20 protein-coding genes are annotated in these 20,845 nt (G+C 50.9%); all 20 read left to right on the top strand.

Annotated features, from left to right (window positions below; all coding sequences use genetic code 11):
• Positions 1–76: 76 nt before the first annotated feature.
• Entirely contained in the window at positions 77–415 is a 339-nt protein-coding gene (locus CBE73_RS12130) for a DUF8042 domain-containing protein (protein ID WP_094094431.1), read from the top strand.
• A gap of 148 nt (positions 416–563) precedes the next feature.
• Entirely contained in the window at positions 564–938 is a 375-nt protein-coding gene (locus CBE73_RS12125) for a flagellar protein FlaG (protein WP_094094430.1), read from the top strand.
• Between the two features lie 23 nt (positions 939–961).
• Entirely contained in the window at positions 962–2,458 is a 1,497-nt protein-coding gene (gene fliD, locus CBE73_RS12120; RefSeq protein WP_094094429.1) for a flagellar filament capping protein FliD, read from the top strand.
• A gap of 10 nt (positions 2,459–2,468) precedes the next feature.
• Positions 2,469–2,855: a flagellar export chaperone FliS gene (fliS, locus tag CBE73_RS12115; protein ID WP_308420950.1), complete on the top strand. Its 387-nt coding sequence runs from the start codon at positions 2,469–2,471 to the stop codon at positions 2,853–2,855.
• A gap of 2 nt (positions 2,856–2,857) precedes the next feature.
• A complete protein-coding gene (locus CBE73_RS12110) occupies positions 2,858–3,193 on the top strand; it encodes a hypothetical protein (protein ID WP_094094427.1) in 336 nt (111 codons plus the stop codon).
• 228 nt (positions 3,194–3,421) lie between these two features.
• The gene (locus tag CBE73_RS12105) at positions 3,422–3,619 is read left to right on the top strand and encodes a cold shock domain-containing protein (RefSeq protein ID WP_094094426.1); all 198 of its coding nucleotides are present in this window, start codon (positions 3,422–3,424) and stop codon (positions 3,617–3,619) included.
• Positions 3,620–3,919: 300 nt separating this feature from the next.
• Positions 3,920–4,483: a ribosome hibernation-promoting factor, HPF/YfiA family gene (gene hpf / locus CBE73_RS12100; RefSeq protein WP_094094425.1), complete on the top strand. Its 564-nt coding sequence runs from the start codon at positions 3,920–3,922 to the stop codon at positions 4,481–4,483.
• A gap of 213 nt (positions 4,484–4,696) precedes the next feature.
• Positions 4,697–7,201 (top strand): preprotein translocase subunit SecA, encoded by a 2,505-nt coding sequence (gene secA / locus CBE73_RS12095; RefSeq protein ID WP_094094424.1) that lies wholly within the window; start codon positions 4,697–4,699, stop codon positions 7,199–7,201.
• Between the two features lie 171 nt (positions 7,202–7,372).
• A protein-coding gene (gene prfB, locus CBE73_RS12090) for a peptide chain release factor 2 (protein WP_157739535.1) occupies positions 7,373–8,486 on the top strand; the annotation gives its coding sequence in 2 pieces (ribosomal slippage) (positions 7,373–7,444 and positions 7,446–8,486; 1,113 coding nt in all).
• Positions 8,487–8,861: 375 nt separating this feature from the next.
• A complete protein-coding gene (locus CBE73_RS12085) occupies positions 8,862–9,455 on the top strand; it encodes a GNAT family N-acetyltransferase (protein ID WP_094094422.1) in 594 nt (197 codons plus the stop codon).
• A gap of 471 nt (positions 9,456–9,926) precedes the next feature.
• On the top strand, positions 9,927–10,982 hold the full coding sequence (gene argC / locus CBE73_RS12080; RefSeq protein WP_094094421.1) for an N-acetyl-gamma-glutamyl-phosphate reductase: 1,056 nt from the start codon (positions 9,927–9,929) through the stop codon (positions 10,980–10,982).
• Between the two features lie 21 nt (positions 10,983–11,003).
• A complete protein-coding gene (argJ, locus tag CBE73_RS12075; protein ID WP_094094420.1) occupies positions 11,004–12,233 on the top strand; it encodes a bifunctional glutamate N-acetyltransferase/amino-acid acetyltransferase ArgJ in 1,230 nt (409 codons plus the stop codon).
• A gap of 157 nt (positions 12,234–12,390) precedes the next feature.
• Complete coding sequence (argB, locus tag CBE73_RS12070; protein ID WP_373286387.1) at positions 12,391–13,170, top strand: acetylglutamate kinase; 780 nt, start codon at positions 12,391–12,393, stop codon at positions 13,168–13,170.
• Between the two features lie 46 nt (positions 13,171–13,216).
• A complete protein-coding gene (locus CBE73_RS12065) occupies positions 13,217–14,464 on the top strand; it encodes an acetylornithine transaminase (RefSeq protein WP_094094418.1) in 1,248 nt (415 codons plus the stop codon).
• A 1-nt stretch (position 14,465) separates the two neighbouring features.
• Positions 14,466–15,422, top strand: coding sequence for an ornithine carbamoyltransferase (gene argF / locus CBE73_RS12060; protein WP_094094417.1), 957 nt, complete (start codon positions 14,466–14,468; stop codon positions 15,420–15,422).
• A gap of 34 nt (positions 15,423–15,456) precedes the next feature.
• The gene (locus CBE73_RS12055; protein ID WP_094094416.1) at positions 15,457–16,692 is read left to right on the top strand and encodes an argininosuccinate synthase; all 1,236 of its coding nucleotides are present in this window, start codon (positions 15,457–15,459) and stop codon (positions 16,690–16,692) included.
• Between the two features lie 337 nt (positions 16,693–17,029).
• Positions 17,030–18,448 carry an argininosuccinate lyase gene (gene argH / locus CBE73_RS12050; RefSeq protein ID WP_094094415.1) on the top strand — a complete coding sequence of 473 codons (1,419 nt, stop codon included), beginning with the start codon at positions 17,030–17,032 and terminating at the stop codon, positions 18,446–18,448.
• Positions 18,449–18,582: 134 nt separating this feature from the next.
• Positions 18,583–19,269, top strand: coding sequence for an Rpn family recombination-promoting nuclease/putative transposase (locus CBE73_RS12045; protein WP_094094414.1), 687 nt, complete (start codon positions 18,583–18,585; stop codon positions 19,267–19,269).
• Between the two features lie 194 nt (positions 19,270–19,463).
• Positions 19,464–20,111, top strand: coding sequence for a YhbD family protein (locus CBE73_RS12040; protein WP_094094413.1), 648 nt, complete (start codon positions 19,464–19,466; stop codon positions 20,109–20,111).
• Positions 20,104–20,835: a bactofilin family protein gene (locus CBE73_RS12035; RefSeq protein WP_094094412.1), complete on the top strand. Its 732-nt coding sequence runs from the start codon at positions 20,104–20,106 to the stop codon at positions 20,833–20,835. Before CBE73_RS12040 ends, CBE73_RS12035 begins: the two co-directional genes overlap by 8 nt.
• Positions 20,836–20,845 lie beyond the last annotated feature (10 nt).

The raw sequence follows: 20,845 nt of genomic DNA, 5'->3' as shown, positions 1-20,845 counted from the left end.
AGGCTTTAAATGGGGAGACCTTAGTTTATCTAAGGTCTCCTTTTTTGTAGCATGGTAAGAGAAGGGATGACGGTTAATGTCGAATATTGAAATGTTTCAACAACTTAATCAGGTTGCCGAGACCGTAGAAGAGGGATTCCTGCACATATCTGCAAGAATTGCCGAAGGAGAAATTTCACTTGATTTGGCAGCTGATGTAATTGAAGGCTTTGCCGTTGTGGAGCAAGTCCTTGAAGGCTTTGCATCGGAGGCAGGGGGAGCTCAAGAGTCCACCCGCCAGCTGCACCATTATTTGCAGCAATGGATGACAGCTTATGAGCAGGGAGATGCGGTTCAAATCGGTAATATTCTAAACCTCAATATCATTCCGGTTGTGAAGGAATGGCGTTCACGTTTAGAGCAATTACAGCACTAATTCATATAGAAGATAAATCAGCAAAGATCTGTGGGCGACCACGGTCTTTTCTTTTTACATAAATAAGAAACAAATTAGCCATTTCCACTAAAACAGTTCAGCTAAGAACCCGATAATAGTAATATATCCAATACGGAGGTTCTTTGTTATGAATGTTGAATTCTCATTTTCATCGAGTCCGAAGGCCCCTCAAAAATATGATTCGGGAATAACAGAACAACAGCAGGATAAGACGGAGAATATAAAAAGTGAAACCGATTTGGAAAATGCAAAAAGGCAGGGCGTAGTCATTCCACTGGGTGATGAGCAGTTAATTAAACGCATCGAGCAGGCGGTAAAAGCTTTGGAAGGCCCAACTACTACTCTGGAATTCAGTATTCATAAACCCACGCATTCGATTATGGCTAAAGTTATAAATAAAAATACTGGAGAACTGATCCGGGAAATTCCTCCAGAGAAAACGCTGGATCTGGTGGCAAATATGATGAAGATCGCTGGAATCATTATCGATGAACGAGCTTGATTAAAGGAGGAAAACGAGTTCAAATGAGTACAAATTTAAGAATTGGTGGCTTAGCTTCAGGAATGGACACGGATACCATTGTCAAACAATTAATGACCGCGGCCCGTGCTCCCCTGGACAAACTGAATCAACAAAAGCAAGTGTTGGAGTGGACACGTGAAGATTATCGGACTATCAACAGTAAGCTTGTTGATTTTCGTAACAATAAGGTTTTAACGTATGATAAATCATCTTCTATGCTGGCACAGAAAGCTGTTATTACAGGAAATACGACGTCTATTAGTGCACAAGCGACTTCATCCGCAAACCAGATTTCTATGGATGTTGTAGTTAAGAGTTTAGCTACCAAAACAACCGCTCAATCCAAGGGGTCTCTTGGAAGTGATGTGACTCCTCAGACTACTTTGGCTGACTTGGCCAAGCAACAGGGGACGGCAGATGAGGATATTCCGGACACTTATACGGTAACTATTAATAAGGCTACCATTACTTTGAACAAAACGGATTCATTATCTAGCGTGGTCACCAAAATTAACTCCAACAAAGATGCAAATGTCAACGCGGTGTTTGACGAAGTTGCTGGAAAATTGTCGATTTCATCCAAAACATTTGGTGCAACGGATTTATCTATAGATTCTGATTCAAGTAGTAATTCTCTGACGGCCCTTCTTGGAGGTTTTACGGAACCGGAGAAAGGAATGAAAGCCTCTGTTGAGGTTAACGGAAAGTCTTATACCCCGGATTCTAATTCTTTAACGCTAAATGGGGTTGAAATCTCGTTATTATCCGTTACTCCGGAAGGGGAGAAATCGACGATTTCTAACCAGCCGGATTCCTCCAAGGCTCTTGAAACGATCAAAGCTTTTGTTCAAAACTATAATGATCTGCTTGATACCTTGAATAAGAAAGTTTCTGAGGAGAAGTATCGGGATTATCCTCCTTTGACGGATGATCAGAAGAAGGAATTAACCGACGACGATATCACCGCCTGGACGGATAAAGCTAAAAGCGGAACACTCAAGAACGACGAGATTTTGAAATCAGCTATTAGCTCTATGCGAGATGCTATCACCAAAGCAATTGGCAGCTCAGGTGTCTTCAATCTAACGGACGTAGGCATTACTACAGGCCAATGGTACGAGGGAGGAAAGCTTACCCTGGATGAGGATAAGTTTAAGTCGGCCATTGAAAGCAACCCTCAAGGAGTAACGGATCTTTTCCAAGGTTCCTCTACACAGCCGGGATTATTTGATCAGATGGCGGATAGTCTCAATGGTGTTCTGGACAAACTTGCGAGCAAAGCAGGCACTTCAAAATATAGTGCTGACCTCACCGCTGCTTTCAAAACGGAAAGTACAATGGGGAAAAGTTTAAAAGACTATGAACAGCGTATATCCGATCTACAGGACAGACTGGATGATATGGAGAATCGCTATTATAGTCAATTTACGGCTATGGAACAAGCTATTAGTAAATATAATTCACAATCCAGTTATCTGGCCGGTTTTGTACAATCTTAATTTATAAAGGGTGGTAAAGTTGATTAAATCTCCTTATGAGAAATACCGTCAGTCATCAGTCCAAACTTCTTCACCTGCATCTCTTTTGATTATGCTGTATGATGGTGCCATCCGTTTTACTAAAGCAAGTATTGAGGGTTTAAACAATAATGATCTTAATAGTTTCAAGCTGCATGTGGGCAAAGTACAGAATATTGTTACCGAGCTGATGTCTACTTTAAATCCTTCAATAGGAGTATCTAAGAATCTTTATGCTCTGTACGAGTATATGGGGCATCTTCTGGCTTCGGCCAATATTCAGAATAACTCTGAACCTTTGGAAGAGGTTCTGGGCTATTTAACAGATCTCCGTGAAACGTGGTCTGAAGCACTTAAGACCACGGGCGGTGCAGTTTAATTATGGAACAATCCCTTTATCAGCTTGAAGAGGCAACGAAGGAAATAATGGAACATATCCAGGATGCTACTTATTTGGAAATGCAGACTTTTGTGGAGCAACGCGATCAAATCATTGAAATGATGCGTACGCAATTTGATGGGGGTAACCTGACTGAAGACCAGAAAGAGAGAATCAAGGTTTTGCTTCAGCATGACGAGCTAATTGGCGGGAGGATGAGGGAACTGTATGCAGAAGCCAGAGATTGGCTTCAACAAAGACGTCAAGCGGTTTCGCGTCAAAGAATCTATGAAGCAGGTTATGCCTATGAAAGTATTTTAATGGACAAGAGAAAATAATTTTTTTAGGTTTCATATGAATATTAGAAGGGTAATAACTTCTACAGGCTCCATTTTGTTTACGTCAGAAAAACAGCCGTCTTCTTCGAAAAGACAAGGAAAAAGACAGTTTTCTACATTTCCCAACAATTAAACTGTTTTTACCCCGATTGACGAAGGGGGTGGCGGGTGGTATATTCGAAATGTGGGACTGACTCACTTATTTGACAATGAAGGGAATGTTAGTGCATGCAAGGTAAAGTTAAATGGTTTAATGCAGAGAAGGGTTATGGCTTCATCGAAACTTCCGAAGGTGGAGACGTATTCGTTCACTTCTCCGCTATCCAATCAGAAGGCTTCAAAACGCTCGAAGAAGGACAAGATGTAGAATTCGACATCGTCGAAGGAGCACGCGGACCGCAAGCGGCTAACGTTATCAAATTATAATCATCCCGGCCCGGCCGACCTACATATACGGTATTGATGGTTAACAATTGAAATCGCTTAGCATAGCAGCAGACCCCAGAAATGGGGTCTTTCTTTTTGCCTCTGAACCCCCTCTGAGTCCCCTCTGAACCCCTTTGGAGCCCCCTCTAAATTAGCCGCTTTCAACCTCAGGCTTGCCCGCTGATCTGCTCGCTGAATTCCTTATATTTGCGCTGTGTTAAGCGCTTTCCAAATCCTCGGCAAAGTTTTTACACTGCCTTAACAGTGTGGTATAATAAAGAGGCAAAGGAGGAGTGCTTTATGCTAAATATAAGTGTTCGAGGTCAACAGATTGAAGTGACTGATGCTTTGCGTGATTACGTGAGCAAGAAGTTAACCCGGCTAGAGAAATACTTTGATGCACCCCCCACTTCTGATGGAACAGCTACGCTGAGCGTTGCGAAAGGCGTACACACGGTTGAGGTTACAATCCCGCTCCCGGGCATGCTGCTTCGGGCGGAACACAAGAGCGATGATATGTATGGCTCCATTGATGCCGTCGTGGACAAGCTGGAACGTCAGATACGCAAATACAAAACGAAGGTGAACCGCAGACGTCAGGAAGGCATTAAAGGCCTGGTGGTCGAGGAACCGGTGGATGCTCCTATGCTCGCCGATTTGGAGAGTGATGGTGAGGAGTACAACGGTCTTGAGGTTGTCCGGACGAAACGGTTTACACTGAAGCCGATGGACGTGGAAGAAGCTATTCTGCAGATGGATCTGCTCGGACACAGTTTCTTCGTCTTCTCCAACATTGATTCGAGAAATGTCAACGTGGTGTACAAACGAAACGACGGCAGATACGGATTAATTGCCCAGGACTAATTTGAAAATGATCGATGATTTGGATATGTGAATATAATATGAATCTTTTTTAGCAAAATTGTTGAAAATGGAGCCTTGTTCGCACCCGAATAAGGCTCTTTACTCGTATATATAGGAAGAATGAGGAATTGGCATCAACACCCGTGTTGCGGCCTGTCTTACAAACTGTTACAATTTAGGCAAACGACCTGTTTTGCGTGAAAGGGGAAAACCATGCTAGGACTTGTAAAGAAGATTTTTGGCGACATGAATGAACGTGATGTCAAACGTCTTTCAAAGACAGTGGACTTTATTAATACATTAGAACCGAAATTCGTAGAGCTTACGGATGAGCAGCTGCAAGCGAAGACTGTGGAATTCCGTGAGCGCCTTGACAAGGGAGAAACGCTGGACGACCTGCTGCCGGAAGCTTTTGCAACGGTTCGTGAAGCCTCCAAACGTGTGCTTGGCAAACGTCATTACGATGTGCAGATGATCGGCGGTATGGCACTGCACGAAGGCAGAATCGCCGAAATGAAGACGGGTGAAGGTAAGACGCTGGTAGGTACCCTGCCGGTCTATTTGAATGCCCTCCTCGGCAAAGGCGTTCACGTCGTTACGGTCAACGATTACCTGGCGCAGCGCGACAGCGCGGAAATGGGCCAGATTTACAATTTCCTTGGCATGACGGTCGGCGTTAACCTGAACGGCATGGAACATGCGGATAAGCAGGCAGCTTACGCATGCGATATTACTTACGGAACAAATAACGAATTTGGTTTCGACTATCTTCGTGACAATATGGTGCTTTATAAAGAACAGATGGTGCAGCGTCCGCTGTATTTTTGTATTATTGACGAAGTGGACTCCATCCTCATTGACGAAGCGCGTACACCGCTGATCATTTCCGGTCAGGCTCAGAAATCGGCCGAGCTGTATTATGCGGCGGATCGCTTCGTGAAACGTCTCGTTAAAGAGGAAGATTATACCGTAGATATTAAAGTGAAATCGGTAGCCCTGACAGAAGCGGGTGTGGCGAAAGCGGAAAGAGCCTTCGGCATCTCGAACCTGTACGACCACGCTAACGTTACGCTTAACCACCATATCGTGCAGGCGCTGAAAGCGAATGCGATCATGCGTCTCGATGTGGACTACGTAGTATCCGAAGGCGAAGTCCTGATCGTCGATGAATTTACAGGCCGCATTATGCAGGGCCGCCGTTACAGCGATGGTCTGCACCAGGCGATTGAAGCGAAAGAGCAGCTTGAAGTGCAGAATGAAAGTATGACGCTGGCAACGATTACGTTCCAGAACTACTTCCGGATGTACCGCAAGCTGGCGGGTATGACCGGTACGGCGAAGACGGAGGAAGAAGAGTTCAAGAAGATTTATGGCCTTGAAGTGCTTCAAGTGCCTACGAACCGTCCGAACCGCCGCGTCGATATGCCGGACGTTGTCTACAAGACCGAAGCGGGCAAGTTCCGCGCCGTGGTAGACGAAATTGTGAAGCGCCATGCGAACAAGCAACCGGTACTGGTAGGTACGGTATCTATTGAGAATTCCGAGCTGCTGTCCGAAATGCTGAAACGCAAAGGTGTAGCCCATAAAGTGCTGAACGCGAAATATCATGCTGAAGAAGCGGAGATCATCTCCCATGCCGGCGAAGCCGGTTCCGTAACGATCGCCACTAACATGGCGGGCCGCGGTACCGACATTATACTGGGTGAAGGCGTTGAGGAAGTCGGCGGTCTGCACATCATCGGTACGGAACGTCACGAATCCCGCCGGATCGATAACCAGCTGCGCGGCCGTGCCGGCCGTCAGGGTGACCCGGGTTCTACGCAGTTCTATCTGTCCATGGGCGATGAGCTGATGAAACGGTTTGGCGCGGACAACGTGCTGGCCATGATGGACCGTCTCGGCTTTGACGAAGATTCACCTATCGAATCGAAAATGATTACCCGTGCGATCGAATCCGCTCAGAAACGGGTTGAAGGCAACAACTTCGACGTTCGTAAGATCGTCCTCCAATATGATGACGTTATGAACCAGCAGCGTGAAATCATCTACAAACAGCGCCGCGAGGTTCTGGAGTCCGAGAACATCAAAGAAATCGTGCTCGATATGATCAAGCCGGTTGTTGAACGCATTGTGGAAGCGCACTGCAGCGACGACATCCCTGAGAACTGGGAGCTTGAAGAAGTGGCCGATTATGTAAATGCCAAACTGCTCGACGGTGAAATGACCAAAGACGAGCTTTGGGGTAAAGAGAAAGAAGAGATCGTCGAGTATATTTTTGAGAAAGTGCTGCAAAAATATAATGCCCGCGAAGAGCAAATCGGCGAAGAAATGATTCGCGAGTTCGAGAAAGTTATCGTGCTCCGCTCTGTAGACAGCAAGTGGATGGATCACATCGATGCGATGGATCAGCTCCGTCAAGGTATCCACCTGCGTGCGTACGGCGGTACGGATCCACTCCGCGAATACCAGTTCGAGGGCTTTGAAATGTTCCATGAGATGATCGCAACGATCCAGGAGGAAATTGCGACCTACATCATGAAAGCCCAGATCGAAACTAACCAGGAGCGTCAAGCGGTTGTAGACGAAAACCAGGTTTCGACGAACGGCGAACCGGCGGAGAAACATCCGGTACAGCGCGGAGAAGCCGTAGGCCGTAACGACCTCTGCCCATGCGGCAGCGGCAAGAAATATAAACATTGCCACGGTCAGGAAGCGTAAAGCTTGTAAATTGTAAAGTGAAGAATCGCCGGCCTTTCCGAATCGCTATTTTTATCTGTAGCGGTTCCGGGCGGCCCCAGTTTAATATATTTTACTAATGAAGCCCCGTCTCTTTTCAGAAGCAGTGGAAAGAGGCGGCGGCTATACTTTTGCCTGAGGGGAAGAATGACGATGAACGATGTAAGCATAAAGCAGGATCTGCGTGAAGTGAGCAAGAAACTAACCAACCTTAGGGGGTCTCTTTGACTTAGACCTTAAGCAAGAGATGATCGCTAACTTCGAAGAGAAGATGGCGGCTCCCGATTTCTGGGACGACAACGATGCGGCTCAGCAGGTCATCAATGAGATGAATGCGGTCAAATCGTCCGTGGATCAGTATTCCCGCCTGCAGCAGGAGTATGACGATATTACGGTGATGATCGAGCTGGCTGAAGAGGAAGGCGACGAATCGCTGGAAGCAGACATCAAAGCCTCCGTACAGGAGCTGGTTGAGAAGCTGAACACGTTTGAGCTGCAGCTGCTGCTGAACCAGCCTTACGATAAAATGAACGCGATTCTCGAGCTCCACCCGGGCGCGGGCGGCACGGAATCCCAGGACTGGGGTTCGATGCTGCTGCGGATGTACACCCGCTGGGCCGAGAAACGCGGCTTCAAAGTGGAGACGCTGGACTATCTGCCTGGTGACGAAGCCGGCATCAAAAGCGTTACGCTGCTGATCAAAGGTTACAATGCCTACGGCTACCTGAAAGCGGAAAAAGGCGTACACCGGCTCGTCCGCATCTCGCCTTTTGACTCTTCAGGAAGACGCCACACTTCGTTTGTGTCCTGCGACGTTGTGCCGGAAATTTCCGATGATGTTGAAATTGACATTCGCACCGAGGATTTAAAAATCGATACGTACCGCGCCAGCGGCGCCGGCGGTCAGCACATCAATACGACCGACTCGGCCGTTCGGATCACGCATATTCCGACCGGTATCGTGGTAACGTGCCAGAACGAACGCTCCCAGATCAAGAACCGCGAGCGCGCCATGACGATGCTCCGTTCCAAGCTCTATGAACGCAAGATTGAAGAGCAGCAGAAAGAACTGGCCGAAATCCGCGGCGAGCAGTCCGACATCGCCTGGGGCAGCCAAATCCGTTCTTACGTTTTCCATCCTTACAGTATGGTTAAAGATCACCGGACCAGTGTGGAGACAGGCAACGTAGGCGCTGTAATGGACGGCGACCTGGATCCGTTTATTGACGGATATTTGCGCAGCCAAATCAAGGTTGAGCAGAATTAACAAAACCGAGCAGAATTAACAAGACCAAGCAAAATTAAAGCATAAGACAGACACCGATTCACAAACGGTTTATGAACCGTTTCTCATGAAACAGTTTAATCAATAGTTTTAATGAACAGTCTAATCACCCCCGCTAGGCATTTCCCCCGGGAGCTTCCGGTTTCGCCGGTTTCTTCTGGAGGAATGTTTTGCGGGTGTTTTTATTAAAAAGTTCTATTGAACTATAGGGCATCTCAATTAACGGATGCATTGACTCCAGAATGGTGGAGAGATAAAGTAAACACACATCATAATTCATATTTAACATATAGGAATTTAATGAATTGATACGGAAACGGGACCATTTTTCCAATATAAAAAGAAGGAGGCACGAACATGGCAAACGAGCAAGACAAGCAGATCCACCAGGCTGAGAAAGATGCCATCGTCATTCGAGATGCCCAGGAGGAAGACCAACCGAATATTGAGCGCTTATTGCTGGAGGCTTACGGCCAATATGAAGAGGTCATGGCTGGAGAACGTTGGCTCGCCTACCGGGAGAGCATTCGCGATTCTGTATACAAGGAAGGGCCTGTGGCCCGAATCGTTGCTGAGCTGAATGGGGAGATTGTAGGCAGTGTGCAGATGTTTCTGGATTCCGAAGTCGCCTACGGCCGTTCAGATCTGAACATCCAGGATCCCATCATTCGTCTGCTTGCGACCTCTCCACAAGCCAGAGGACGGGGGGTCGCAACCCTGCTGATCCGCGAAAGCATCGAGCGCTCCAGGCAGCTTGGCGGCGAGATGCTGTATCTGCATTCCTCCGATCTGATGGCTCCAGCGATCCGTTTATACGAGCATCTCGGTTTCGTACGGACACCGGAGAAGGAAATGCTCAATGGAACAACGCTGGTCAAATGCTTCAGTATCCCCTTACATCCGGAGAAGGCTGGGGCACGAACAGTAGAAGCAGCGCAAGCAGCCGAATAGTTCGATCCCGATAAACGGATAAACGTTATTATTCGTTAGAGTTACGTTAGACGCGCAGGTAATCCAGGGGAAGCGCCAGCTTCATGCGGAAAAAGCCTCATACAGAACACGGAAAAAGCATCACGGAAGCGCATCGCGGAAATGCTCCACATGGAAAAAGCTTCAAACGGAAAAAGCTCCTCACGTAAAAGCTCCTCACGTAAAAAGCTTCAAAGCCCTCAGGCCAAGTCTTGAGGGCTTTTTTATGTATAAAGGATAGCAACAATAGGACAAATTATTAAATTGTGCCCAAACCATTGTATTTATATAACCCTGAATGTATAATAATTCATAAATGTTATCGGCCATGAATATTTAATTAATAACGGCTATATAAGATGAATTGAAGAAAACATGCTGGCGTACTCGCTCCTCATGAATTCTACAATGTTACTTCTATAGCAGCCAAAGCACGAAAGCGGGGGATACAGGTTGACAGAGTCAAACAAAGTGAAAGCAGCCATTGTCGGTTCCACCGGGTATGGAGGGGTGGAACTGATTCGTTTTTTACTGAATCATCCAAACGTTGAAATTACCTCGGTCATCTCGTCTTCGAATGCGGGCGAATCGATTACCGAAGGATTTCCGCATCTGTCCGAACTTCTGGTGCAGCGCCTGGACGGCGTTGATCCGGCGCTGATCAAGTCCAAGGCGGACGTGGTGTTTACGGCAACGCCTTCCGGCGTCAGCGGCAAGCTGGTGCCGCAGCTCCTGGCAGAGGGCTTGAAAGTCATTGATCTATCCGGCGATTTCCGGATCAAGGACGCGGCTGTTTACGAGGAGTGGTACAAACACGATGCCCCTCCAGCGGGCCTGCTGGAGCAGGCGGTATACGGCTTATGCGAAGAGAACGGCGCCCAGGTGAAGGGCCTTGATTTTGTCTCCAATCCGGGATGTTACCCGACAGCAACGCTGCTGGGACTTCTGCCGGCGGTTAAGGAAGGCTGGATTGATCCCGGCAGCATCATTATCGATGCCAAGTCCGGCGTTTCCGGAGCGGGGCGCGGAACCAGCCTGATGACGCATTATGCGGAGATCAACGAGAACATGAAAGTATACAAAGTGAACAAACACCAGCATATTCCGGAGATCGAACAGGGCTTGTCGATTGCGGCGGGCAGCCCGGTTACCGTTACTTTTACGACGCATCTCGTTCCGATGACGAGGGGCATCATGAGCACGATGTATGCCAAGCTGACGGGCAGCCGGTCCGAGCAGGAGCTGGTTGATTTATACAGGCATTATTATGAAGGTCGGCCTTTTGTCCGTGTGCGGGAGCCTGGGAAGTTTCCGGCGACGAAAGAGGTTTTTGGCTCCAATTATTGCGATATCGGCTTTGCCGTAGATGCCCGAACGGGCAGGCTGACAATCGTTTCGGTCATTGATAATGTCGTCAAAGGCGCGGCAGGTCAGGCGATCCAGAATTTGAATCTGATGATGGGCTGGGAGGAGACGACCGGGCTGCAGCTGAGTCCCGTATATCCGTAAGGCTTCGAGAGGGAGAGAATCATGAGAACAATTGAGCATTGGAGTGTGGTGGAGGATGGCTCTGTCACTTCTCCGTTAGGATTTCAGGCAGGCGGACTGCACTGCGGTTTGAAAAAAACCGACCGCAACGATCTCGGCGTCATTCTCTGCGAAGTGCCGGCAGTCGCCGCTGCGGTATATACCACCAACGTGTTCCAGGCAGCTCCGCTGCTGGTGACACGGGATAGTCTGAAAGACCGCCGCCTGCGCGCGGTGGTCGTCAACAGCGGTAACGCCAACGCCTGCACGGGCAAACAGGGCGAAGAGGATGCTTTCGCGATGCGGGCGGAGGCAGCCTCCGTGTTTGGTTTGGAGGAAGGCGATGTTGCCGTCGCTTCAACCGGGGTGATCGGGGAGAACCTCCCCATGGAGAAGGTCATCGGCGGCATTTCGAAGCTGCCGGCTGCGGCCGCTTATGGTACTGACGGGGCGGAGCAGTTCAGCCAGGCAATCCTGACGACAGACCTGGTGAAAAAGACCGCCTGCGTCAAACTAACGATTGACGGGCACGAGGTAACCATTGGCGGCGCCTGCAAAGGCTCGGGTATGATTCACCCGAATATGGCCACCATGCTGGCGTTTGTTACGACCGACGCGGCCGTTGAACCTGAAGCGCTGCAAAGTCTTCTCGTAGGCACCACGAACGTCACCTTCAACATGATTACGGTGGACGGCGATACCAGCACGAATGACATGCTGCTCGTTATGGCCAGCGGCCTGGCAGGGAATGAGCCGTTGTCTCCGTCGCACCCACAGTGGGAAGTTTTTGCGGAAGCCTTCCGTTATGTCAATGAATTGCTCGCCAAGCAGATTGCGCGTGACGGCGAGGGAGCTACGCATTTAATCGAAGTGCAGGTGGAGGGCGGTATCAGCGATACATCGGCAGGAGCCATCGCCAAAACGATTGTCGGCTCCAGCCTCGTGAAATCGGCCGTCTTCGGCGCCGATGCCAACTGGGGACGGATCATCGCGGCCGCCGGACGTGCCGGAGAGCCGATTGATCCGTCGAACGTCGACATCAAGCTCGGGCCGATCCTTGTGCTGGATGGCTCCAGGCCGGTTGCCTTCGATGAGGAAGCAGCGCTGGAATATTTGAAAGGCGACACGGTGCAGATTTTTGTGAACTTGCATGGAGGCGAAGGGTCGGCAACGGCCTGGGGCTGCGATTTAACCTATGACTATGTGCGGATTAACGCCGCTTATCGGACTTGATTCTTTTATAAACTACAGATTAGATTACCTTCCCGTGTCTATGCCGAAGCAGAGACAGGGTCCAAGAGAGGGGAACAAGAGGATGAGCCTAATGTCGTCCGGTCAGGCCGTACAAACCAAACAGCAGACGGGAAGCGGCAGCGCTTCGCCTAAGGGCATGTTCGTCATGAAATGTGGAGGCAGCACGCTGGCGGCGCTGCCGGAAAGTTTCTTCGAGGAGCTGGGGACCCTGCAGCGACAAGGCTTCGAGCCCGTTATCGTACACGGCGGGGGACCTGCAATCTCGGACAATTTGTCCAAGCTTGGTATCGAAACCAGGTTTGTGAACGGGCTGCGTTATACAACAGAGGAAGTGCTGGATGTCGTCGAAATGGTGCTGGCCGGTACCATCAACAAGCTCATTGTCCGCCGCATCCAGTCGGCAGGCGGCAAGGCAATTGGTTTATCCGGCAGCGACGGTTCGCTGCTGCTGGCCAAACCGGTGGCCCAAAGCCATGAGGTGGGTCTCGTAGGCGAAGTAACCACGGTGGAAGCAGGAATTCTGAAGGGTGTGCTGGAACTAGGGTATATGCCCGTTGTGGCGCCGCTTGGCGTCACGGAAGCAGGTCAGCGCCTGAACATCAATGCCGATACCGCGGCAGGAGCCGTGGCGTCTCAGCTCGGCGTCAAGCAGATGATCGTTGTTACCGATGTGCCGGGGATTATGCGGAATGTTAACGGCGAGAAGAAGGTACTGCCTGTGGTTACCGTTCAGCAGACCGAAGATATGATCGGCAGCGGCGAAATTTACGGCGGCATGATTCCGAAGGTGCGGGCGGCCATTGACTGCATTCACGGTGAAGTGCAGGAGGTTGTTATCGTGCCTGGCTCTGAACCTAAAGTACTCAGCCGTGTGCTGGCAGGAGAACCGATCGGGACACGGATTGTCCGCATGTAATAGTGACGGATGTAGATAAAACCATTTCAGGAAGGGGTAGAACCAAATGACCATAACACCATCCGGAGTTCAGCCGGCGGCGGGAGCCGCAGCAGGAACGGGGGAAGCGCCCAGCGCGCTTTTTCCCAATTACAGCCGTTATCCGCTTGCTCTGGTGAAAGGCCACGGCAGCTGGCTGTGGGACGACAAAGGCAACCGTTATCTGGACTTTATGAGCGGCATTGCCGTCACGAATCTGGGTCACGCGCCGGAGAAAGTGAAGGAGAAGCTGAAGAACCAGCTGGACCAGCTGTGGCACGTCTCGAACCTGTACCAGCTTCCGCTGCAGGAGCAGGCGGCGCAATTGCTCACGAAGCACAGCGGTTTGGATGCGGCATTCTTCTGCAATAGCGGAGCTGAAGCCAATGAAGCGGCCATCAAGCTGGCGCGGCGTTATTTTCAGAAGGTAAAAGGCGAAGAACGTTATGAGATCATCACGTTTAACCAGTCTTTTCACGGACGGACGCTCGCTACGCTGACGGCTACGGGCCAGGATAAGGTCAAAGAAGGGTTCCTGCCTCTTCCGGAAGGCTTCAAAACGGTCCCGCTGCATGATGAAGAAGCGCTGAAAGCGGCGATCGGCCCCAACACGGCGGCCATTATGCTGGAGATGGTCCAGGCGGAAGGCGGCATTTATGCCGTGACCCCTGAATTTGTGCAGACGATTACGGGGCTCTGCCAAGAGCACGGGCTGCTGCTGATCATCGACGAGGTGCAAACCGGCATGGGCCGGACTGGGCGATGGTTCGCCCACCAGCATTACGGCATCCAGCCGGACATCATTACGGTGGCCAAAGGGATCGCCAGCGGTTTCCCTGCGGGAGCGATGCTGGGCAAAGCCTATTTGCGCGAGGCTTTCTCTGCGGGCAGCCATGGTTCGACGTTCGGCGGTACGCCGCTGGCGACATCAGCGATCGTGGCGACCCTCGAAGTGATGGAGGAAGACCGGCTGCCGGATCGTGCGGCAGAGATGGGCGTTTATTTGAAAGAACAGCTGGAGCAGAAGCTGTCCGGGCTTTCTTTTGTGAAGGAAGTCAGAGGACTTGGCCTTCTGGTTGGCATCGAATGTGCCGGTCCGGTCGGCGACCTCGTGCTCGCCGGGCAGGCCAACAAGCTGCTGTTCATCACAGCCGGCCCTAACGTGATCCGCCTGCTGCCGAATCTTTATGTGACGCATGAAGAAGTCGACCAGGCGGTGGAGACTTTGTACAACGTGATCAGCGCTTATGAAGCGCAGAGCCAGGAGGACGTTTAACATGAGTTTGGCGCAAGCAGGAGCAACCTTCGCCCTGAAGGGGCGCGATTTCATAGAATTGACGGACTACACCAGTGAGGAAATCCGCTATTTGATCGATCTGGCGATCGAGCTGAAGCGCAAGCAGAAGAACGGCGAGGTTTACCAGCCGCTGGCGGGCAAGACGGTTGGACTTATTTTTGAAAAATCCTCCACCCGCACCCGCATCTCCTTCGAGGTTGGGGTGTACCAGCTGGGCGGGCATGCCCTGTTCCTCAGCAAAAACGACATCCAGCTCGGCCGCGGCGAAACGATCGCCGACACGGCCGGCGTGATGTCCCGCTATCTGGACGGCCTGATGATCCGCACGTTTGGTCATGACCGCGTTATTGAACTGGCGAAACACGCCGACATTCCGGTCATTAACGGACTGAGCGATGCGGCGCATCCATGCCAGGTGCTGGCGGACTTCCAGACCGTATACGAATACAAAGGCAAGCTGGAAGGCTTGAAGCTCGCTTACATCGGCGACGGCAACAACATGGCTCATTCGCTGATGCTCGGCGGCGCCAAACTTGGCGTTCACGTGTCGATCGGCAGCCCGGCCGGCTATGAGCCGGACCCGCAGATCGTGGCGCAGGCCCGCGAGATCGCGGCAGCTACAGGCGCTGTGATCGAAGTCGTAGGCGATCCGGCTGCGGCCGTCAAAGACGCCGACGTGATCTACACCGACGTGTGGGCGAGCATGGGTTTTGAAGAAGAGCAGAAGGTGCGTGAAGCGGCTTTTGCTGCTTACCAGGTGAATGAAGAGCTGGCCGCACTGGCAAAGCCGGATTATCTGTTCATGCACTGCCTTCCGGCCCACCGCGGCGAAGAGGTGAGCGAAGGTGTGATCGACGGCAAACATTCGATTATTTTTGACCAGGCGGAGAATCGCCTCCACGCGCAGAAAGCGCTGATGGCGGCTTTGATAGGATAGAAGAACAACAATTGGAAGGGGAACCGGAACTCTTATGGCAAAAGAAAAAATCGTCCTCGCCTACTCGGGCGGATTGGACACCTCCATTATTTTGAAATGGCTCAAAGAGACTTATGACGCTGAGATTATCGCTTTTACGGCCGATATTGGCCAGAAAGAAGAGCTGGACGGCCTGGAAGCGAAAGCGCTGGCGACCGGCGCCTCCAAAGTGTATATCGATGACCTGCGCGAAGAATTTGCCAAAGACTTCATCTACCCGATGTTCCAGGCGGGTGCTTTGTATGAAGGGCAATATCTGCTGGGCACCAGCATCGCCCGTCCGCTGATCGCGAAACGGATGGTCGAGATCGCACGCGCTGAGGGTGCAACCGCTATTGCTCACGGAGCAACGGGAAAAGGCAACGACCAGGTGCGTTTTGAACTGAACGCGGCGGCGATTGCACCGGAAATCAAAGTGATCGCCCCTTGGCGCCTGCAGGAGTTCCGGGATACGTTCCCGGGACGCGCCGAAATGATCGCCTACGCGGAATCGCATGGCATTCCGGTTACCGCCTCTGCGGCGAAACCTTATTCCACGGACCGCAACCTGCTGCATATCAGCTACGAAAGCGGCGTGCTTGAGGATCCTTGGTTCGACGCCAGCGCGCCGGAGAACAAAGATATGTTCCTGCTGAGCGTAGACCCGGAGGATGCGCCGAATGAGCCGGAATATATCGAAATCGAGTTTGCGCAAGGCAACGCCATCGCCTTAAACGGCGAGCAGCTCGAGCCGCTCCGCATGATGGAGAAGCTGAATGAGCTTGGCGGCAAACACGGTATCGGCCGTGTAGACATGGTGGAGAACCGCTTCGTCGGCATGAAAAGCCGCGGCGTGTATGAAACCCCGGGCGGTACGATCCTGTTCACCGCTCACCGCAAAATGGAGTCCATCACGATGGACCGCGAAGTCATGAGCCTGCGCGACAGCCTCATTACCCGCTACAGCAACCTCGTGTACAACGGTTTCTGGTTTGCGCCGGAACGGCTGGCTCTTCAAGCTCTGGTGACGGAAAGCCAGAAAAATGTATCCGGCACCGTACGTCTCAAGCTGTACAAAGGCAACGTTATTGGCGCCGGCGTTAAAAGTCCGGTCAGCCTGTACAACCCGGACATCGCTACGATGGAGGCCGACCCTACTCAGTCTTACGATCAGGCCGACGCCGCAGGCTTCATCCGCTTGAATGCCTTGCGCCTTAAAGTGAGTGCGGGTGTTAACCAGCAGAATAAGTAGTATTTTTTATATAAGAAAAATAGCTTTATAGGACTCAGGGAATTTAATATACGAGATAGTGCATTAGTTCAGCTATTTTAGAAGAAAACTTGTAGCATGGAGTAGCTTAGCGGAGGGGACGAATGATTCCGAAGAAGCGAAGCGTCCGCCTTTGCTCCCGGATTTTATCCTTAAATCTGATATAAGAAAATCTGGGAGGAACAGCGGTCGGAGGAACATTCGGCAACGCAGCGTTTATCAGAGGGCGTAACTCACAAGTTTTATCTTTAAAAGCTTAAATAAGGCGTAACGTATAGATCCCCATGTGCCCTATAAAGCCACCCAAGGAGTGAACCATTTGAGCAAGCTGTGGGGCGGTCGCTTTACGAAGCAGACCAACAAGCTGGTAGAAGAATACACCGCTTCGATCGGATTCGATCAGAAGCTTGCGGAAGAGGACGTGCAGGGCAGTCTGGCGCATGTCACCATGCTCGGCAAATGCGGGATCGTGCCGCAGGAAGACGTGGAGACGATCAAAAAAGGCTTGCTGAACGTGCTGGAGAAGATCCGCAGCGGCGAAATCGAATATTCGGTATCCGACGAAGATATCCATATGAACATCGAAAAAAATCTGATCGAGCAGATCGGTCCGGTCGGCGGCAAGCTGCATACCGGACGCAGCCGCAACGACCAGGTGGCGACGGACATGCACCTGTACCTGCGCAAGCGGGTTGTGGAATTCGTAGAACTGCTGAAGAACCTCCAGGAAGCGCTGATCGGCCAGGCCAAGGCTAACACGGATACGATCGTTCCGGGGTATACGCATCTGCAGCGGGCACAGCCGATCCTGTTCGCCCATCATCTCATGGCTTACGTCGCTATGTTCGGCCGCGATATCGAACGCCTGCAGGACAGCTACAAACGGATTAACGTGCTGCCGCTGGGCGCCGGAGCGCTTGCAGGTACGACGTTCCCGATCGACCGGCATTTTGTGGCGGAGCAGCTTCATTTTGATGCCGTCTATGAGAACAGCCTTGACGCGGTCAGCGACCGGGACTTCATTCTGGAATTCCTGTCGAATGCATCCGCCATCATGATGCACCTGTCCCGGCTCAGCGAAGAGCTGGTGCTGTGGAGCAGCACCGAGTTTCGGTTCGTCGAGCTGGACGATGCCTTCTGCACCGGCAGCAGTATCATGCCGCAAAAGAAAAATCCGGATGTCGCCGAGCTTGTCCGCGGCAAAACGGGCCGTGTCTACGGCAACCTGTTTGGCCTGCTGACCGTGCTGAAATCCCTTCCTCTGGCGTATAACAAAGACATGCAGGAGGACAAGGAAGGCATGTTCGACACCGTGGCTACCCTGCAGGGTGCGCTGCAGCTGTTCGCGCCGATGATCGCCACGATGAAGGTGAACACCGGGCGGATGCGCGAGGCGGTGAACCAGGATTTTTCCAACGCCACGGATATAGCGGATTTCCTGGTCGGCAAAGGCCTGCCTTTCCGCCAGGCGCATGAAGTCATCGGCAAAACGGTGCTGTACTGCATCCAGAACGGCAAGTTCCTGCTGGACCTTACCCTGGACGAGTTCAAGCAGTTCTCCGACCTGTTTGACGACCGCATCTACGAGGTGCTTCAGCCTGAGACGGTTGTGAACGCGCGTGACGTTTACGGGGGCACGGCCACCGCGCAGGTGGAAGCCGCCATTGCCCGGGCCGAAAGCAAGCTAACCGAAACCGCAGGCTGGGTGCGGGGGTTTGAGGCGAAGGTGAGTTTGTAGATTTTGATAAAACTTTAGAAACACTGAGTGAACGGTAGTTTGCTTGGTGTTTTTTTTATTGAACGGTTATAGGTTTTCCTTTTTATAGAATCTATCTAACGTAATATAATATATAAAAAAAGAGGGCTCTCTCGGTGTACGATTTTCTTGATCCTCGATGCACGTCCAAGGGTGAGCTGGCTAATATCGAAATGCAGCTGTTTAATCCGTACCATATGGAGAAGCGCACCTTGTTTTATTGGTCGGAGATGTATTATCATCAAATCCCCAAAGGCGGCAACTACAATACGCTGCAGAAATGCGTCACCATCAATATATTGAACTATTCCAGTCTTCCTAATGACCGCTACCACAGTGTGTTTCACTTGCGGGAGGATCATACCGGGATCGCTTTGCTGGATGATATAGAGATTCATGTGATTGAGCTTACGAAGCTGGATCCGCAAAAGGTTACGCTGAACGAAGGCGGACTGATCAACTGGTTAATGTTCTTAAAAGGCGCAGACAAATCGAACTGGGAGGTGCTGACTGTGAAAGAACCGATGCTTAAAAAAGCAATGAATACGCTGGAGTTTCTAAGCCAGGATACTGCAGCCCGCATGGCCTACGATGCCCGGATGAAGGCGCTTAGTGATGAGAAGTCGAGGATTGAGAGTGCCATGAAGGTGGGAAGAGAAGAAGGAAAAGTAGAAGGGAAAGCAGAAGGAAAAGCAGAAACAGCACTCAAACTGTTAGAAATGGGTGCGGCCATTGAGATGATAGCCGAAGCGACCGGGATGACGGAAGAGGCAATTCGGGCGTTAAAACCGCAGCAGCTATAAATAAATCATTCTATACGTATACAGGGTGATGGATACCAAGGCAGTCGCTTCTTTTAGGAGGCGGCTTTTTTGCTGCCATAAAATAAACTAAATGCCTTTACAGAAAAGAACAGTGAAGGTTTGTTTCGCCCTATTCTTTACAACGTAACAATGTTATGTTACGATACTTTCAGATTAGCAAGGAGGCACGACCCATGAGTGAAGATTTGATTTCGAAGAAAGAGCTGCTGGATCTGACGGGGATATCTTACGGCCAACTGTACCGTTGGAAGCGGAAAAACCTGATTCCAGAGGAATGGTTTATCCGTAAATCTTCTTTTACCGGTCAGGAGACGTATTTCCCGAGACAGCAGATATTGCCGAGAATCGACAAGATTTTGAATATGAAAGACGGGTTATCGCTGGATGAGCTGGCGGATGTTTTTTCTCCGGCACTTGGTGAAGTGCAGCTGGATCGGGCGCAGCTTGTCGAACGAAACATTGTTTCGGATGGTTCGCTGCTGTTGTATCAAGAGGTCCATGGCGAGCCGCCCTTTTACAATCTGGATCAGACGCTGCAACTTTATGTGCTGGATAAACTCCTGCGCGGCGGTGAAATCACCCGGGAGGAAGGCCGAATGCTGCTGGAGGTCATGGGTTCGCATTACAGCCGGTTTGCAGGCAAACCCTGCGAGCTTGTCCTGATCCGCAAGATGGGCGTTCCAGTGTTCCTTCTGATTGCAGGCGGTACAGATTATTTTGCAGACAGCGAAGCCAAGATGGTCATCAAGAAGCCGCTTGAGCATTTTACCGAGGAACTGAAGCTATTAATTGGAGATACGGGAGGCAGAATCCATGAATAATCAGGAATCACAGCCCATTCGCAACGATTTGAACATATCGGGCATAAGCACAACGGCTGGCGGCGTATACCGCGATGTGCGGATTGACGGCATGGCGAAAGTGAACGGGGATTTGGACTGCATCAGCCTTAGAATCAACGGAACACTTGGCATGAAAGGCAGTGTGAAGTCCGAAGAAATTACGGTCAACGGCATGGGAACGATCGACGGACCGGTTGAAGCGGCGGAGATCCGAATCGACGGAATGTTTACCCTTAAGGGAGGAGTCAGCTGCACCGGTCTGGACGTGAACGGGAAAAGCAAAATCGAAGGCCGGCTGCAGGGCGACAAAATCAACATCGGCGGAGAGGTCACTGTGAAGGGTGATGTACAGTGCGAAGCTTTTGAGACGGAAGGCAATATCAAGCTGGATGGTCTGCTGAACGCGGAAACGGTGGATATTCGGCTTCATTCCTTGTCGACGGTGAGAGAGATCGGCTGCGAGCGGATCGATGTCCGGCGGATCGAAAGAGGTTTTTGGAAAAATTTCAGTCTCATGGGCGGGCCCCGTTTGAAGTCGGAGGTTATCGAGGGCGACGATATTTTTCTGGAGGATACGGAAGCTGAAATGGTACGGGGAACACGGGTCTATATCGGGCGGGGCTGCAAAATCAAACGGGTGGAATACAAAGAAACGCTGCAGACGGACGGCGATGCGCTCATCGGCCAAAGCCTGCAGGTATAAAGAGCGGAAA

The sequence above is a fragment of the Paenibacillus physcomitrellae genome (assembly GCF_002240225.1).
GTDB lineage: Bacteria > Bacillota > Bacilli > Paenibacillales > Paenibacillaceae > Fontibacillus > Fontibacillus physcomitrellae.
Note: the sequence above shows the minus strand (reverse complement) of the source record. Positions and strands in the feature narration are given on the sequence as shown.

What these genes read in the sequence shown, in the direction of transcription:
- CBE73_RS12130 (WP_094094431.1), top strand. Translation starts at nt 77, where the DNA reads ATGTCGAATATTGAAATGTTTCAACAACTTAATCAGGTTGCCGAGACC.
- CBE73_RS12125 (WP_094094430.1), top strand. Translation starts at nt 564, where the DNA reads ATGAATGTTGAATTCTCATTTTCATCGAGTCCGAAGGCCCCTCAAAAA.
- fliD (WP_094094429.1), top strand. Translation starts at nt 962, where the DNA reads ATGAGTACAAATTTAAGAATTGGTGGCTTAGCTTCAGGAATGGACACG.
- CBE73_RS12110 (WP_094094427.1), top strand. Translation starts at nt 2,858, where the DNA reads ATGGAACAATCCCTTTATCAGCTTGAAGAGGCAACGAAGGAAATAATG.
- CBE73_RS12105 (WP_094094426.1), top strand. Translation starts at nt 3,422, where the DNA reads ATGCAAGGTAAAGTTAAATGGTTTAATGCAGAGAAGGGTTATGGCTTC.
- hpf (WP_094094425.1), top strand. Translation starts at nt 3,920, where the DNA reads ATGCTAAATATAAGTGTTCGAGGTCAACAGATTGAAGTGACTGATGCT.
- secA (WP_094094424.1), top strand. Translation starts at nt 4,697, where the DNA reads ATGCTAGGACTTGTAAAGAAGATTTTTGGCGACATGAATGAACGTGAT.
- CBE73_RS12085 (WP_094094422.1), top strand. Translation starts at nt 8,862, where the DNA reads ATGGCAAACGAGCAAGACAAGCAGATCCACCAGGCTGAGAAAGATGCC.
- argJ (WP_094094420.1), top strand. Translation starts at nt 11,004, where the DNA reads ATGAGAACAATTGAGCATTGGAGTGTGGTGGAGGATGGCTCTGTCACT.
- argB (WP_373286387.1), top strand. Translation starts at nt 12,391, where the DNA reads ATGTTCGTCATGAAATGTGGAGGCAGCACGCTGGCGGCGCTGCCGGAA.
- CBE73_RS12065 (WP_094094418.1), top strand. Translation starts at nt 13,217, where the DNA reads ATGACCATAACACCATCCGGAGTTCAGCCGGCGGCGGGAGCCGCAGCA.
- argF (WP_094094417.1), top strand. Translation starts at nt 14,466, where the DNA reads ATGAGTTTGGCGCAAGCAGGAGCAACCTTCGCCCTGAAGGGGCGCGAT.
- CBE73_RS12055 (WP_094094416.1), top strand. Translation starts at nt 15,457, where the DNA reads ATGGCAAAAGAAAAAATCGTCCTCGCCTACTCGGGCGGATTGGACACC.
- CBE73_RS12040 (WP_094094413.1), top strand. Translation starts at nt 19,464, where the DNA reads ATGAGTGAAGATTTGATTTCGAAGAAAGAGCTGCTGGATCTGACGGGG.
- CBE73_RS12035 (WP_094094412.1), top strand. Translation starts at nt 20,104, where the DNA reads ATGAATAATCAGGAATCACAGCCCATTCGCAACGATTTGAACATATCG.